15 protein-coding genes are annotated in these 15390 nt (G+C 29.8%); 14 read left to right on the top strand and 1 reads right to left on the bottom strand.

Annotation, left to right across the window (positions count from 1 at the left end; genetic code table 11):
- Positions 1-13: 13 nt before the first annotated feature.
- The 4 genes from xseA to LNAT_RS06015 all read left to right on the top strand — a co-directional run bounded on the left by xseA (position 14) and on the right by LNAT_RS06015 (position 6882).
- Entirely contained in the window at positions 14-1351 is a 1338-nt protein-coding gene (xseA, locus tag LNAT_RS06000) for an exodeoxyribonuclease VII large subunit (protein WP_096259415.1), read from the top strand.
- A 124-nt stretch (positions 1352-1475) separates the two neighbouring features.
- A complete protein-coding gene (gene flgL, locus LNAT_RS06005; protein ID WP_096259417.1) occupies positions 1476-4064 on the top strand; it encodes a flagellar hook-associated protein FlgL in 2589 nt (862 codons plus the stop codon).
- Positions 4065-4088: 24 nt separating this feature from the next.
- The gene (locus tag LNAT_RS06010) at positions 4089-6248 is read left to right on the top strand and encodes an FtsK/SpoIIIE family DNA translocase (RefSeq protein WP_238594008.1); all 2160 of its coding nucleotides are present in this window, start codon (positions 4089-4091) and stop codon (positions 6246-6248) included.
- Positions 6249-6258: 10 nt separating this feature from the next.
- Positions 6259-6882, top strand: a complete 624-nt coding sequence (locus LNAT_RS06015; RefSeq protein WP_096259419.1) for an OmpA family protein — start codon at positions 6259-6261, stop codon at positions 6880-6882.
- Here LNAT_RS06015 and mqnF read toward each other — a convergent pair.
- Positions 6872-8083 carry an aminofutalosine deaminase family hydrolase gene (mqnF, locus tag LNAT_RS06020; RefSeq protein WP_238594009.1) on the bottom strand — a complete coding sequence of 404 codons (1212 nt, stop codon included), beginning with the start codon at positions 8081-8083 and terminating at the stop codon, positions 6872-6874. The two genes, LNAT_RS06015 and mqnF, sit on opposite strands and share 11 nt — an antisense overlap.
- 75 nt (positions 8084-8158) lie before the next feature.
- Here mqnF and aroQ point away from each other — a divergent pair, with 75 nt between their 5' ends.
- The 10 genes from aroQ to fliY are packed head-to-tail and all read left to right on the top strand — an operon-like array spanning position 8159 to position 15331.
- Positions 8159-8647: a type II 3-dehydroquinate dehydratase gene (gene aroQ, locus LNAT_RS06025; protein ID WP_096259421.1), complete on the top strand. Its 489-nt coding sequence runs from the start codon at positions 8159-8161 to the stop codon at positions 8645-8647.
- Positions 8644-9663 (top strand): M24 family metallopeptidase, encoded by a 1020-nt coding sequence (locus LNAT_RS06030; protein WP_096259423.1) that lies wholly within the window; start codon positions 8644-8646, stop codon positions 9661-9663. The genes aroQ and LNAT_RS06030 overlap by 4 nt, the downstream gene beginning before the upstream one ends.
- Positions 9663-9827, top strand: coding sequence for a hypothetical protein (locus tag LNAT_RS08755; protein ID WP_172413512.1), 165 nt, complete (start codon positions 9663-9665; stop codon positions 9825-9827). Before LNAT_RS06030 ends, LNAT_RS08755 begins: the two co-directional genes overlap by 1 nt.
- 34 nt (positions 9828-9861) lie before the next feature.
- Complete coding sequence (gene folK, locus LNAT_RS06035; protein ID WP_238594010.1) at positions 9862-10356, top strand: 2-amino-4-hydroxy-6-hydroxymethyldihydropteridine diphosphokinase; 495 nt, start codon at positions 9862-9864, stop codon at positions 10354-10356.
- A gap of 1 nt (position 10357) precedes the next feature.
- A complete protein-coding gene (gene flhF, locus LNAT_RS06040) occupies positions 10358-11575 on the top strand; it encodes a flagellar biosynthesis GTPase FlhF (protein WP_096259425.1) in 1218 nt (405 codons plus the stop codon).
- On the top strand, positions 11572-12438 hold the full coding sequence (locus LNAT_RS06045) for a P-loop NTPase (protein ID WP_096259427.1): 867 nt from the start codon (positions 11572-11574) through the stop codon (positions 12436-12438). The genes flhF and LNAT_RS06045 overlap by 4 nt, the downstream gene beginning before the upstream one ends.
- Positions 12439-12448: 10 nt before the next feature.
- Positions 12449-12787 (top strand): hypothetical protein, encoded by a 339-nt coding sequence (locus LNAT_RS06050; protein WP_096259429.1) that lies wholly within the window; start codon positions 12449-12451, stop codon positions 12785-12787.
- On the top strand, positions 12780-13457 hold the full coding sequence (locus LNAT_RS06055; protein ID WP_096259431.1) for an RNA polymerase sigma factor FliA: 678 nt from the start codon (positions 12780-12782) through the stop codon (positions 13455-13457). Before LNAT_RS06050 ends, LNAT_RS06055 begins: the two co-directional genes overlap by 8 nt.
- Entirely contained in the window at positions 13450-14535 is a 1086-nt protein-coding gene (fliM, locus tag LNAT_RS06060) for a flagellar motor switch protein FliM (protein WP_096259433.1), read from the top strand. Before LNAT_RS06055 ends, fliM begins: the two co-directional genes overlap by 8 nt.
- Positions 14528-15331 carry a flagellar motor switch protein FliY gene (fliY, locus tag LNAT_RS06065; protein ID WP_096259435.1) on the top strand — a complete coding sequence of 268 codons (804 nt, stop codon included), beginning with the start codon at positions 14528-14530 and terminating at the stop codon, positions 15329-15331. The genes fliM and fliY overlap by 8 nt, the downstream gene beginning before the upstream one ends.
- Positions 15332-15390 lie beyond the last annotated feature (59 nt).

The raw sequence follows: 15390 nt of genomic DNA on the forward strand, positions 1-15390 counted from the left end.
AAGTTAAAAATTTATGAAGGCAATAACAGTAACCCAGCTTAATAATCAAATAAAATCAATTGTTGATTCCCATTTTGAAATAGTTTATGTAGAGGGGGAAGTTAGTAAAGTAGTTTATCATAATTCCGGACATCTTTATTTTACCTTAAAAGATGAAAGTTCATCTATAAGCTGTGCTATGTGGAGAAGCAATCTTGCAAAAATGAAATTTAAGCTGCGTGAGGGTGAAAAAGTTTTGGTTTACGGGGCTGTAAATGTCTACACTCCAAGAGGTGAATACAAGCTTATCGCCCAGACCATTACCCCAAGCGGAATAGGTGCATTGCAAAAAGCTTATGAGCAGTTAAAAGAAGAGCTTTCAAAACTTGGATATTTTGATGAAAAAAATAAAAAACCTCTTCCAAAATTCCCTAAAAGAATTGCAATTATAACTTCAAGAACGGCAGCAGCCTTGCAGGATATGTTAAGAATTGCAAAAAAAAGATGGCTTTTAGCTGAATTTTATTTATTTAATGCGTTAGTGCAAGGGGAAAATGCTGCCGATGATATTGCTTTAAAGATAAAGTTGGCTGATGAATATGTTTTTGAAGATGGAAAAGGTTTTGATTTAATAATTGTAGGACGCGGAGGCGGAAGCAAAGAGGATTTGTGGGCTTTTAATGAAAGGGTAGTAGCGGATGCAATATATCAGGCAAAAACTCCAATAATTTCTGCGGTAGGCCATGAAATAGATTATTTAATAAGTGATTTTGTAGCGGACAGACGTGCTGCCACCCCGTCAAATGCAATGGAAATCGCCCTGCCTGATAAAAATGAAATACTTTTGACCATCGATGATATGATTGAAAACTTTAGATTTAAATTCTTAAACATACTTCAAAAAAAAGAAAAAAATTTAATCCATTTAAAAGAACTTTTTGTTTCGCATTCCCCTGTTAAAAAACTTGATATGAAACTTGATGAAATTAACGTTTTAAAAAAGAATTTTTATATTTTAATGGACGGAATCTTAAGAAAAAAAGAAAATGATTTTACAAATATTAAAAAAAGTATAGAACTCGCCTCTCCTCTTAGAAAAATTGAAGAATATGAAAAAGAGATAGATTTATTAAAAAATCAATTTACAAGAAAAATAAATGAAATAATTTATTTTAAGGAAAAAGAGCTCAATTCTTTAAAAGAGGCATTTAAAAGAATGAATCCAAAAAACAGAGAAAAAGAAGGATTTGCACAACTTAGAATAAAAGATAAAAAAGTTTCTTTAAATGATATAAAAATTGGAGATGAATTTTTTGTAGAAAATGCTACCATTTCCATTCTTTCAAAAGCGCTTAAAGTAATGGAAAATTGAGAATTGATAATGCATAATTAATTTTTTACTGATTTTACATTTAACATTATCCATTATACATTTTTTTATTTTTGCCGATATGGAATAAATATTGCTTGATATTTAAAACCATGGAAGGTTGGCAATGAGAATTACTCAATTTACAATGTATAATAATTTTTTAATAAATCAACAGCGAACTTTAAATGAACTTAATAAAACCACAACGGAACTCTCTACCGGTAAAAAAATTCAAAATATGTATGATAGCCCCACCGTTTTTGTAAATGATTTGAAGTTTCAGGAAAAGATAAATACATTTACCCAGATAAAAAATTCTGCCAATTTTGCAAAAATATTTGCGAATGAAACTGATACCACTTTAAATGATATTGTTACCACCCTTAATTCTTTTAAAACAAAATTATTGAATGCAGCAAACGATACAAATAATAAAACAAGCCGAGAGGCTATTGCTAAAGAATTAGAAGGAGAACTTAATCATTTAAAAGATTTGGCAAATACTTCTATTGGTGGAAAATATATTTTTAGCGGAAGTATGTTTAATACAAAACCTATTAATAATGAACTTAAATATCAGGGAAACGGGGAAACAGTTAAAGCATTTTTGGGTGCAGGTGTTGAGAGGGAATATAATATCGACGGAAAGAGTCTTTTTTTAGGCAGGGATAATGATTATAAAAAACATTTGAGTTTAAATATTCCGCAGTTTGATAAAATGAAAGCAAATCCAGAATATGTAGTTAGAGGAAGTGATGGGAAACTTTATATCGATAAGCATTTAAAAGATCATAATAAAATACCGGATTCCAATGATGTACCAAAAAATGAACCTGTTACCCCTGATAGTGAAATCAGAATGTTAACAGGTGTTGAAGATATTTATGATTCTAATACGGATACATATTCAGATGGTACAAGTTATTTTTATATAAAAGGTAAAACTTCAAATGGTATTACAATTAATACTAAAATATCTTTAAAAAACAGTGAAAAGGTTTCTGCTCTTTTAGATAAAATCGGAGAACTTTATGGAAATACTCTAACGGCTAAAAAGGTAAATGTAAGTATCAATGATATGGGTGAAATTCAGATAAAAGATGTGGAGAGTGGAAAATTAATTACGGATTTTTATATAGTTGCAAGCGATAAGAATGAAAATTCTTTAGAAGATGTAATTAAAAACGGGGATTATATAGTTGAATTTCAAAAAAGTAATTTTAATTCAGTCAGAAATCTTGATACTATCAAAGCAAATAACGGATATTTTGATAACAGGATTTATACATTTGGCAGTATTTTCAGATTAATGGATAACAGCAGAGATGCTTTGCCAAGCGATAAAATCCAAGATGTAATAGGTAAAAAAGCTCTTAATGGCTATGGAAATTTCATATTAATAGACCATTTAACATTATCGGGGACTGATACTGACGGCAATAATGTAAATGTTACATTATCTGTTGGTCCAAACACGACAATGCAAGATCTGATTGATAAAATAAAAAGCGACTTCGGGGATGTGAATGTAAAATTAGAAAACGGTGAATTAAAAATCATAGATAATTCTTTGTCAGATAAAACTGATACTTCAAAACTTTCAATTTCAATAGATGCCGAAGATATAAACGGAAATAAATTATTAGCATTTAAAAGTAAAGATTCAATTAATTTTGATAGACTTTTTATGGACAAAAAAGGAAACTTAATTCAAAGCAATGTTACTCAAATTATAAAAGATTATAAAACATATATAAAAGACGGAAAAACATACACAATTAAAAACCCTGACTCTCAAAAAATTGCAACGGATAATATTAATTTAACTGATGTTATGGGTACTGATTCTATGCCACAAACTTTAAAGATAAGGTTTAAAGACAAAGATGGAAATTTTAATGTAGCCAAAATTGTATTACAGGATGAAGAAGACAGTGACGGACATTTATGTTATTTTAAAATAAATGGAAATAAATATGATATTTATGATAGTAAAGGTAATAAAACGCCTGCTCACGATGTTATTAAAACAATTTCTCAAATAGATGAAACAACATGCAAAATATGTCAGAAAGAAGAAAAAACAAAAGGTCTTACATTCAGACAGCTTGGAGATGTTATTGCAATGATTGTTAGTAATAACATACCTGCGACTAATTCTGAAAAAGATTATAAAAATGCATTGGAAAATGCCAAAAAAGAAGTGAAAACCGGAATGGACAATGGACATTTTTATTTAAAAGATTTAAATAATAATCCGTCCAAAATAGACATTGCTATTTATAATAAAAATAATAATCACATTTCATTTGAAGAAAATAATGCTGTTACAATAGATAGCGCTAAAGTAGATTTTTTTAGAATTTTGGAAAAATCGATTGAGGCTGTAAAAAGTGGAAATAACTTTCCAAATGGAAATTCTGATAATCCAAGAAATTTTGGCATTCAAGGGGCGATTGAATCCATTGATCATTTGAATGACCATGTAAGAAAAATGCACGCAAAAATCGGAGCTGTTAGTAATGAATTTGAAATGAGTATTGAAAGGGTTGAAACACTTACAATTCATACAAAAACCCTTCAATCAGAAAATATTGACACAGATATCGGAGAAGCTACTATGAGGCTTAATTCTTTAAAAACTTCATATCAGGCTCTTTTAGCATCTATTGCAAAAGTTAACGATTTGACGCTTCTTAACTATTTAAGGTAAAATTGCATTAAAAAAAGGTCTGTTTTGCGTAAAAGCTTTTATATTTTTCTTTTTGCTTTGTCAATTTATTTTTTTATTTCCACTATATTGCCTTCATTTTCCTATGTAGGTAGATTCGGGACGTTTTTGGGAAAAACAAATTTATTATTATTTGGATATTTAGGTTATGTTTTTCCGTTTTTATTAATGTGTTTGATTTATTTTTTTTACAAAGAAAAATTTGATTTTGATTTTTCTGTTAAAATATTGGGCGGTGTTTTTGCTTTTTTTGCATTTCTTCTGATACAATATGAAATCTTTCACGAAGGTGTTATTGCAAAACTTTTTGCGGAGTTTTTAAAAAAATATATAGGTGTTTTAGGTGTTTGGATTTTTATATTGCTTTTGTTAACATGGTCATGTTTTTTAATTTTTGAAGAAAAATTGTTCAATTTGTTTGGTAAGACTAAAAATTATAATGAAATTGATAACACTGAAAATTCAAATAAAAAAAATGATGAAATAAAAACAGAAAACGGTTTACTGGATGGAGAGATAAATGAAAATAAAGAAAATATAATTGAAACAGATAAAAATAAAGAAAGTTATAATCACCGAGATTTTAATGAAGAAAATTATAATAATGAAAATGAAAACAGTGAAAAAAACGGTAATAAAAAAAATGAAAACTTAAAAATATTTACAAAAAAAGATAAAAATATTGATAATTCAAATGAACATAATATAGAAAAAGTTGAAGTTTTAGAAGATACAAAAAAACTTCTCTCACAGATTGAAACCGGAAAAAGAGATTTACCAAAAAACTGGAAATTTCCTCCTATTGAATTTTTAACTAAACCTAAAAATGAGAAAAAAATAGTGAATGAGGCTGAAATTGATAAAAAAATTAAAATATTGCTTGAAAAATTAAAACAGTTTAAAATTGAGGGAGATGTTGTAAGATATTATGTGGGTCCCGTTGTCACCACTTTTGAATTTAAACCTCTTCCGCATATAAAGGTAAGTAAAATTTTATCGCTTCAAGATGATTTGGCAATGGCGCTGAAAGCCCAGTCGATCAGGATTCAGGCTCCAATTCCCGGAAAAGATGTCGTTGGAATTGAAATACCGAATGAAAAAATGCAGACAATATATTTAAGAGAAATTTTAGAAAGTGATATTTTTAAAAAGGCCAAATCCCCTTTAACCATTGCTATTGGTAAAGATATCGTCGGAGCCCCCTTTGTCACTGATTTAAAAAAACTTCCTCATTTATTAATTGCCGGGACCACCGGAAGTGGTAAAAGTGTCGGTATAAATGCAATGATTCTTTCATTATTGTATAGAAATTCTCCGGATCAGCTTAAATTTGTAATGATAGATCCAAAAATGCTTGAATTTTCTATTTACAATGATATTCCACATTTACTCACTCCTGTAATTACTGAACCCAAAAAAGCTATTGTCGCTCTTAATGCAATGGTAAAAGAGATGGAGAGACGCTACAAACTAATGGCAAAAATGAGGGTTAAGAATATAGAAGGGTATAATCAAAAAGTTGATGAAAAATTACCTTATATTGTTATAATAATTGATGAATTGGCCGATTTAATGATGACAAGCGGTAAAGATGTTGAATATTCAATTGCAAGACTTGCACAAATGGCAAGGGCAAGCGGTATTCATTTAATAGTGGCAACACAAAGGCCGAGTGTGGATGTGGTTACAGGTCTTATTAAAGCTAATCTTCCAAGTAGGATTAGTTTTAAAGTGGGTCAAAAAATTGACAGCAAAGTTATTTTAGATCAATTCGGTGCAGAAAGTCTTTTGGGACGGGGGGATATGCTTTTTACACCTCCCGGAATTACCGGACTTATAAGACTTCATGCACCATATACCTCTGAAGAGGAAATAGAAAAAGTGGTTGAATTTTTAAAAAAAGAAAGATCCCCTTCTTATGATTTAATTTTTTTAAATACTCTTGATGAGGAAACTCAAAATTTAGAAAAAATTGATGAAGATTTGGATGAATTGTTTGAAGAAGCTAAAAAAATTATTTTGACTGAAAAAAGAACAAGTATCAGTTATCTTCAAAGAAGGTTAAATATTGGATATAATAGAGCAGCCAATATTATTGAACAGATGGAAAGAATGGGGATTCTTTCAAAACCTAACTCAAAAGGTCAAAGAGAAATATTAATGTAAGGGGTTTAATATGAAGAAATTATTGGTATTAGGAAGTTTGGTATTTTTATGTATCGGATGTGCAGAAAAACCGATAGCAACAAGTGTGGTAGATTTAGCTGGTAATCAACAAATAGCCGGATGGAAAGATAAAAACAGCACTGAAAAAGTAAAAACAGTCTGTAAAGAAAAAGTTATTTATAAAAAAGTAGAAGAAAAAGTAAAAGACACTGACGGAGACGGAGTTATAGATAAATTAGACAAGTGTCCGAATACTCCTAAGGGAATGCCGGTAGATCATAACGGATGTCCGATAATAGCCACATTAAGAATAAATTTTGATTTTAATAAGGCAGATGTTAAAAAAATATATTACAATGATATACAAAAAGTGGCTCTCGCAATAAAATCCAATCCAAATATTAAAAAAATTGAAGTTGCAGGACATACTGACAACATAGGTAGCAAAGAATATAATAAAAAATTGTCTTTAAAAAGAGCAAAAGCAGTAGCAGATTTATTAATTAAATTTGGGGTTAATCCTAAAATGATTGTAATAAAAGGTTATGGAGAGGATTATCCGTTAGTACCAAATACCACATTAACAAACAGAGCATTAAACAGAAGAGTTGAAATTATTAATATTACAAATTAATCTCTTCTCCGTTTATATATAAATAATTTACTTCATTTGTATGTAAAATTATTTGAAGAGGTAGATTTTCTATATCTTTAATTTTATCAGGCAATTTAAAACTTATTAAGTCTGCATCTTTTCCGGTTTCGATACTGCCGTTATTAAGTCCTAATGATTTTGCTGCATTTATTGTTACGGATTTTAACAAATCTTTTGCCAGATATTTTGGATGGAGTTCAGTTTGCATAAGCAAAGCCGCTCTTATTTCTTTAAATAAATTGAGGGAATAATTTGAACTTTTTCCATCTGTTGCAACAGTATAGTCTATATATTTATTTTTTACTTTTTCAAGATTGAGAAGCCCGGTATTTAGAAGTCTGTTTGAAACAGGGCAATGAGATATATATCCGTTTATTTTACTTATTTCTTCCAATTCTTTTTCATTGGCATGTACGCAGTGGACAAATGTAGTTTTTGTGTCTTTAAATTTTCGGATGAATTCAACAGGTTTTATCAAAGGTTTGGATAATTTAAAGTTTTGTTCAAAAAACAGTTTAAACTCACCTTTGCCTTCATCCAACCATTTCCTCTCGGCTTTGCTTTCCATAAAATGAGTCTGAATTATATAATTTTCTTTTTTTGCAATTTCAATTACTTTATCCATTAATATAGGATGGACTGAATATGGAGAATGTATAGAAATAGCTACTTTGAATTTTTCATTTTCATATTTTTTACTTTCTTCAATTCTTGCAAGAAAATCCTGATATAACATATCAACAACTGCAGGGTTTGAGCCGATTATTTCATTAAAATATATTACTTTTAAAGGTTGTTTTGTTAAATATTTTAAGTCATTTCCGCTTGAACTTATTTCTCCAAAAGCACAAATGCCGCTTTTTTTCATTTCATCAACGGCATTTTTAAAACATTTTCCACTGCATTCTAAAAACAGATCTTCCCTGTTTTCCAGTACACTATTTAGCCAAGATATAAAATCACCGTAATTTAAAGTCGTTGTGTTTGCCGAAAATTCTAAATGAGTGTGATTATTAATAAGGGCCGGCATTAAGACAGAATTTTTGCCTAAATAAACAGCAGGGGAATCATCTAAATTATAACCCACTTTTAATATTTTTTTATCAAAAATCACTTCAGCATTTAAAAGAATTTCGTTTTTTTCATTCATAGTTACGATATAATCGGCTTTTAGTTTCAAAATTATTCCTTTTTCTAAAAAGAAAGCAAATAATATGCCAAAATTTACTATAATTACAATAAAAAAGGAGAAATTGTGAAAATTAAAGTAATACACGGACCAAACATGAATATGTTAGGAATTAGGGAAGTAAATATTTACGGACCTATGAAACTTGAAGATGTTAATAAAAATATGGAAGTGGTAGCTAAACAAAATGGATTTGAAATTGAATTTTATCAGTCAAATCATGAAGGTGATATTGTTGATGCAATTCAGGAATCAATCACTGATAAAACTGACGGAATAATCATAAATCCGGCGGCCTTAACACATTATTCAATTGCCATAAGAGATGCTATAGCGGCTCTGAGAAATATTCCTATTCCTGTCGTTGAAGTTCATATGAGCAATATTGCGGCAAGAGAGGAATTTAGACAAAAATCTTTAATTTCACCCGTTGTGGCCGGTACAATCAGCGGTTTTGGACCTTTTAGTTACCATTTGGGACTTTTATCTATGATGCAAATTTTAAATGAATTTAAAATGGCAAAAGAAGCTCAGAATAATCAACAAAAACAATGAATTGTTTTATTTTAAATAGAGAAAACGAAGTTTATTATGAATGCGGTTATTCAAATGATAACTGCATTTTCCTTTCAATTGATGGTGAAAAATATTTAATAACAGATGGCCGCTATACTCTTGAGGCTAAAGAAGAGGCTAATGCCGAGGTTGTTGAAGAAAAAAACATATTGAAAAAAGCAAGGGAAATTATTTTAAAAAAAAGGGTTAAAAAATTAATTATTGATCCTCTTAACTGGTCAAAAGAAGAATATGATTTTTTAAAAAAAGCAGTAACACTTAAAGATGTTAAAAATTATTCCCATAAAAAAAGAATGATTAAAAAAGAAAATGAGCTGGAAATTATAAAAGAGGCTGCAAAGCTTGGGGCCGAGGCATTTAATAAATTTGCAAAAAATATTGAAACAGGTATTGACGAATACGAGTTATCCTACAGATTTAAAGAGAAACTTACAATGAGGTGTAGAAGAGAGCTCAGTTTCGAACCGATTGTGGCAATTAATGAAAATGCTGCAAAACCTCATGCAAAACTTACTGATAAAATTCTTCATAAAAATGATTTGCTATTACTTGATGCAGGAATTAAATATAAAAGATATTGCTCTGACAGAACAAGGACCGTTGCTATAAATGAGAATATTTCTATGAGTAAATTTCAAAAATTTAAAAATAAAGAAATGCAAAAAATTTATGATATTGTATTAAAAGCCCAGCTTGAAGCCATTAAAAAAATAAAAATAGGAGAAAAAATTTCCACTTTAGATAAAACAGCAAGGGAAATAATAGAAAAAGCCGGATACGGTAAATATTTTGTCCATTCATTGGGTCATGGGGTAGGGCTTGATATTCATGAATGGCCGTATGTAAATTCAAAAAATGATATATTAATTCAAGAAGGTATGGTCTTTACTGTTGAGCCCGGAATTTATCTACCAGGAGTTTTTGGTGTCAGGATTGAGGATATGGTGTTGATTGATTATGATGGACAAGTACATGTATTAAGCGAGGAGATTTAATGAGTATAGGTAAAATAAGGACCATTCTTTATAAAATTGCCAAATATTTGGGTGATATTAATGCAGTTAAAAGGGCAATAAAGAAAGGAGATTTTACTCCTATTTTAAAAAGGATAATCAGAAGAATATACGGATATATCACAGGCAGGGGAATGCCTAAATAATGAATAATGGAAAATATAAAATGGAAAATTAAAAGTGATAACCGCAAAAGTAAGATTTAAATTTAAAGATACCAGAAAAATAATAAAAACTACATTTTACCCGGATACTTATAAAAATAGTGATAAGAAAAATATTGCTTTAATAGGTATAGGCTGTAATATAGGTAACTGTATAAGAAGATTTAAAAAACTTTATCTTTTTTTATCATCTCATCCCAAAATAGATATTGTTAAAACTTCAATAATTTATAAAAATCCCCCTTTTGGTTATTTAAATCAAAATGATTTTTATAATACCATAATGATTATAAAAACAGATTTTTCACCAATGGAACTTCTTAATTTTTTACTTTTTACAGAAAAACAATTTGGCAGAAAGAGAAGTTTTAAAAATGCACCAAGAACCTTAGATTTAGATATAATTATATTTAATGAAGTAAAAATGAATTTAAAAAGGTTAATTTTGCCGCATCCATTTTTTAAAGAAAGAGATTCAGTTTTGATTCCATTAATATTAAAGGATTATTAAATTGAAATTAAAAACATATACGGCTGAAAGTTATACAGAAGCGCTGAATAAAGTAAAAGAAGAAGTCGGAGATGATGCTGTAATTGTATCAAGTAAAGAAATAAAGAAAAAAACACTCACTTCTCCGGGATTGTATGAAATTGTAGTTGCTGTGGAGGAAGAAAATATAAAACCCAGAAAACCTATGAGTGATAAAAAACATGTTGAAGAGGTAATGCTTAAACTTTCAAATGCGGCAAAAGAGATTTCTTCCACAATAGAACCCAAAAAGGAGATAATTAATAAAAATAATTTAAATCCTGCAAAAAATGATGAAATTGTTGAATTAAAAAAAGAAATAGCAAAAATAAGTGACACCTTAAAATTTTTGCAGGCTAGCATGTGGGAGATAGCCAATAAAAATGAATTGGAACTGCCTCCTGAATTTAGTGAAATATATGCTCTTTCACGTGCGAGTGGAATGGATGAGAAACATTTGGATGAAATTATGAAACTGACCATTAAATATATGCCTCTTAAAATGAGAAAAAATTCACAGACGATAAAAAGATATTTTTATACCCTTCTTAAAAAAATGATACCTATTAGGATTGAGCGTGAAATTACCTCACCGCATAAAAAAATAATGATGTTTGTAGGGCCTACGGGGGTAGGAAAAACTACAACGATTGCAAAACTTGCCGCCCGTTATGCCTATAAACTTTCTCGCAGACATAAAGTAGGCATTATTACTCTCGATACTTATAGGATTGGAGCTGTTGAACAGTTGATGACGTATGCTAAAATGATGAGACTTCCAATAGAAACAGTGGTGGATCCCAGTGATTTTTCTGTTGCTCTTAACAGCCTAAGGCATAATGAATACATATTGATTGATACTGTAGGAAGCTCTCAGCATGATAAGGAAAAAATTGAAAAACTTTCACAGTTTTTAAAAGTTGACACATTTGCAGAAATTAATATAAATCTGGTTCTCTCAGCTGTAACAAAATATGAAGATTTAATGGATATTTATAAAAATTTTTCCATTTTACCTATTGATACGTTTGTGTTTACTAAACTTGATGAAACTAAAAATTACGGTAATATATTTTCTTTACTGCTTGAGACTAAAAAGCCTGTCAGTTATTTTTCAATAGGCCAGGAAGTTCCGGATGATTTAATAGAGGCGGGGGCGGATTATTTATTAAAAGGTATCCTACACAAGGAGATTCATTGAAAACCCAGGCAGATAAATTAAAGGAACTCGTTAAAACTGAAACAACTAAATCAAAAAACATCCATTTTATTGCTATTACCAGCGGTAAAGGTGGAGTTGGTAAAACGACAATAACGGCCAATTTAGGGTATGCCCTCCATAAACTCGGTTTTAAGGTAGCGCTTTTTGATGCTGATATCGGTCTTGCCAATCTTGATGTAATATTAAAAGTAAAAACAGATAAAAATATTTATAATGTATTAAAAAACGAATGTAGTTTGAAAGATATTTTAGTGGAGATAGAAAAAGATTTTGTTTTAATACCCGGTAAAAGCGGTGATGAAATAATTGATTTTGCCGATGAAGTGGCTCTTAGTAAATTTTTTTCAGAATTCGATATTTTGGAAGATTATGATTTTTTTATTATAGATACAGGTGCCGGAATAGATAAAAGGGTTCAACTGTTTCTTGAAGCAAGTGATGATATTGTAGTGGTAACGGTCCCGGAACCTGCAGCAATAACTGATGCATATGCAATGGTTAAATTAATAAGTGAAAAAAAAGATAAAGCTTTTATGGTTTTAAATGAAGTAAATTCTGAAAAAGAGGCTTTAAATATATTTTCCAAAATTAACAATGTAGCAAGACAAAACTTAAAGAATGAATTCAGACTTCAAATGATAGGATTTTTGAAAAAAGACAGATTAATTACAAATTCTTCGATAAATAGGGAATTGTTTGTAAAAAAAGACCCTTATTCAGCTTCTGCGGAGCAAATTTTCAATATTGCAAAAAAACTGGCAAAAATTTCGGAACGAAAAGTGCTTGAACCTGAAAATAGAGGAATTAGCAGATTTTTCAAAAAAATATTTTCAGGTTTTTAAAGGGAATTGAATGAGGGCAGAAAATTTTATTTATTTTTCCACTGTTAGCGGTTTTTTTATTTCAATAATTTTTGGAATTTTAAAAGGATTTGATGCTTTTAATTTTCTGTGGTTCGTTTTTATAATCACTTCTATCTTTTATATTATATCTCTTGGCAGTGTCGCTTTTTTTATAAAATATTCTTCTATTTCTAAATTTATATTATTAAATAAACATGAAATTGAAGAAATAGCTGATTCTCAGATAAAAGAGCTTGAAAAAAAAGAAAATGTTATTTATGAAAATTATGAATTTATCAAACAATTTGAAGAAGAAGAATTAAAAATAATAAAGAATAAAAATGTGTAATCCATATGAGCAAACTTTAAAAGAATATAGAAATTCTTTAGCTGTTGATTATATGCCGGCAGTCAAAGCAATGGCTGCAAGGCTCAAAGAAAGACTTCCTAGCAGTATAGATTTTAATGACTTAGTCTCAATTGGATTAGAAGAACTTGTAAAACTTTCCAAAAGATACGATCCAAAACAAAATGATAATTTTTGGGGATATGCCCAAAAAAGAGTATACGGGGCAATGTTAGATTTCTTAAGGAGCCTTGATACAATAAGCAGGGCAGATAGAAAACTTGTAAAAGAAATAGATAAAATAACAGAAGAATATATGGTAACAAACGGGGTTGCTCCTAGTGATGAATATTTAGCTAAAATGCTGGATGAAGATATTGAAAAAATAAAAAAAGCAAAAACTGCGGGAGAAATATATAATGTTATGCCAATTGAAGATCAAATGAATTATTTTGAAAATATTTCTAAAAAAGTGGAAATGGAAGAATTAATTGATATAATTAAAAAAGTTTTAAAACAAATGAACGAAAAAGAGCAGTTAGTTATTCAACTATATTATTTTGAAGAACTTTCTTTAAAGGAAATTAGTGAAATTTTAAATGTGAGTGAAAGTAGAATATCTCAAATTCATTCGAATGCAATAAGAAAAATAAGGAAAATGTTAAATGGCTGAATTACTGTCTCAAGAAGAAATAGACGCACTGCTTGAGGTTGTTCAGGAAGAAAATGTAGCACCTGAGGAGCTTGAAAAAGCTCCCGATATATTAGAACAACGCCAAATTACTCTTTATGATTTTAAAAGACCAAACAGGGTAAGTAAAGAGCAGTTGCGTTCACTCAGGGCAATTCACGATAAAATGGCAAGGGGTCTTGCTAGTGATATTTCGGCCCTTATGAGAAGTATTGTAGAAATCCAGCTGCATTCAGTTGACCAGATGACATACGGTGAATTTTTAATGTCACTGCCAAGCCCTACTTCATTTAATGTATTTTCACTAAAACCTCTTGATGGAAAAGGTGTAATAGAAATTAACCCTTCAATAGTATTTCCAATGATAGACAGACTGTTAGGAGGGGAAGGCGCACCATATGAAACAAACAGGGAGTTTACAGATATTGAATTAAATCTTTTAGATCAAATTTTAAAAGTTATTACTCAAAATATGAAAGAAGCATGGTCTCCTATAATGGAGCTTTTTCCCGTTATTGAAGCAAAAGAATCAAGTCCTAATGTTGTTCAGATTGTTGCACAGAATGAGATAGTAGTAATGGTTGTTATGGAGATTGTAATAGGACACACAAGTGGAATGATGAATATCTGTTATCCTGTAATTTCCATTGAATCACTTCTGCCTAAACTTGCAAACCGGGATTTAATGTTAAGCGGTACAAGCGGCAGAAAAAGTAGAAATAAAGAATTAAGGGCCCTTATCAGAGGAGCTAAAATAGAGCTTGAAGCGGTTCTTGGATATGCACAAATGAGTATGAAAGAAATTATAGATTTAGAAGTGGGAGATATAATAAAATTAGACAGACCCGCAGATGATACTGTGCTTGTAAAAGTTGACGGACGTGAAAAATTTATAGCGGATTTTGGTGTTAAAAGATACAGAAGAAGTATAAAAATTAAAGAAATATTAAGAACTGAACATGATGAAGTTAAAGAAATTTTGGAAAAACTAGAACAGGCAAGGAAAGAAAGAATAGAAAAAATAACTTCTGAAGGATCTGAGGAGAGTAAAAGTGAATAATTTTGTAAATATTTTAATAAATGAAATAAAATCTGTAATAGAAGGTTTAATTGGTTTAGCACCGGAAGTGAGTTTTAAAGAGGAAAAGCAAATTATTGATATAGAACCTCCTTATGCTAAAATAGAATTAACTGCAGATCAAGGCGAAGCAGCGGTTATAATTCCTCCGGAACTTGCCACAGCGCTTGGTGATTTGATGCTGGCTGGTGAGGGTGAGGCCAAAAGTGAAATGAATGAAGACGACTTAGATGCCATAAAAGAAATAGTGTCCAATGTTTTCGGTTCGCTTTCAACGACTCTTGAAGCTCAGGAAGATTTGCCAAAACTTAAATTTCAGATAAAAAATGTTATTTTTATTCAGGAAAAAGAACAGTTAAATTATGCTGATGATATTGTTTTGGAATGTTCAATTAAAGAACAAAAAAAAGATTGTCATATACTTTTGGATAATAATTTATATTCTTTAATCAGCGGCGGATTATTACCAGCTTCAAATGAAACAATGCATAAAGAGAGTAAGGAGCTGCCTGAAGTTAAAAATTTGGAAATGCTGCTTGACATAAAACTTCAGTTAAGAGTTAGAATCGGTACCAAAGTTATGCTTTTAAAAGATGTTGTTTCTATGGATATAGGTTCTATTATAGAACTTAACCAACTTGCCAATGAGCCTCTTGAAATTTTAATTGACGATAAAAAAATAGGTGAAGGTGAAGTTGTTATTGTAGATGGAAACTTTGGAATTCAAATTACCTCAATCGGAACCAAAGAAGAGAGGCTGAATACCCTTAAAAAATAAATATTTGTATATTTTTAAATTGACAAAATCATTTTGTTTTGATATTTTGCGAATAAAAA

The organism is Lebetimonas natsushimae, assembly GCF_002335445.1.
GTDB lineage: Bacteria > Campylobacterota > Campylobacteria > Campylobacterales > Nautiliaceae > Lebetimonas > Lebetimonas natsushimae.

Bases quoted from the DNA above. Each gene is read 5' to 3' on its own strand.
- xseA (WP_096259415.1), top strand. From the start codon at position 14: ATGAAGGCAATAACAGTAACCCAGCTTAATAATCAAATAAAATCAATT.
- LNAT_RS06030 (WP_096259423.1), top strand. From the start codon at position 8,644: ATGAATTGTTTTATTTTAAATAGAGAAAACGAAGTTTATTATGAATGC.
- flgL (WP_096259417.1), top strand. From the start codon at position 1,476: ATGAGAATTACTCAATTTACAATGTATAATAATTTTTTAATAAATCAA.
- LNAT_RS06015 (WP_096259419.1), top strand. From the start codon at position 6,259: ATGAAGAAATTATTGGTATTAGGAAGTTTGGTATTTTTATGTATCGGA.
- LNAT_RS06055 (WP_096259431.1), top strand. From the start codon at position 12,780: ATGTGTAATCCATATGAGCAAACTTTAAAAGAATATAGAAATTCTTTA.
- LNAT_RS08755 (WP_172413512.1), top strand. From the start codon at position 9,663: ATGAGTATAGGTAAAATAAGGACCATTCTTTATAAAATTGCCAAATAT.
- fliM (WP_096259433.1), top strand. From the start codon at position 13,450: ATGGCTGAATTACTGTCTCAAGAAGAAATAGACGCACTGCTTGAGGTT.
- LNAT_RS06050 (WP_096259429.1), top strand. From the start codon at position 12,449: ATGAGGGCAGAAAATTTTATTTATTTTTCCACTGTTAGCGGTTTTTTT.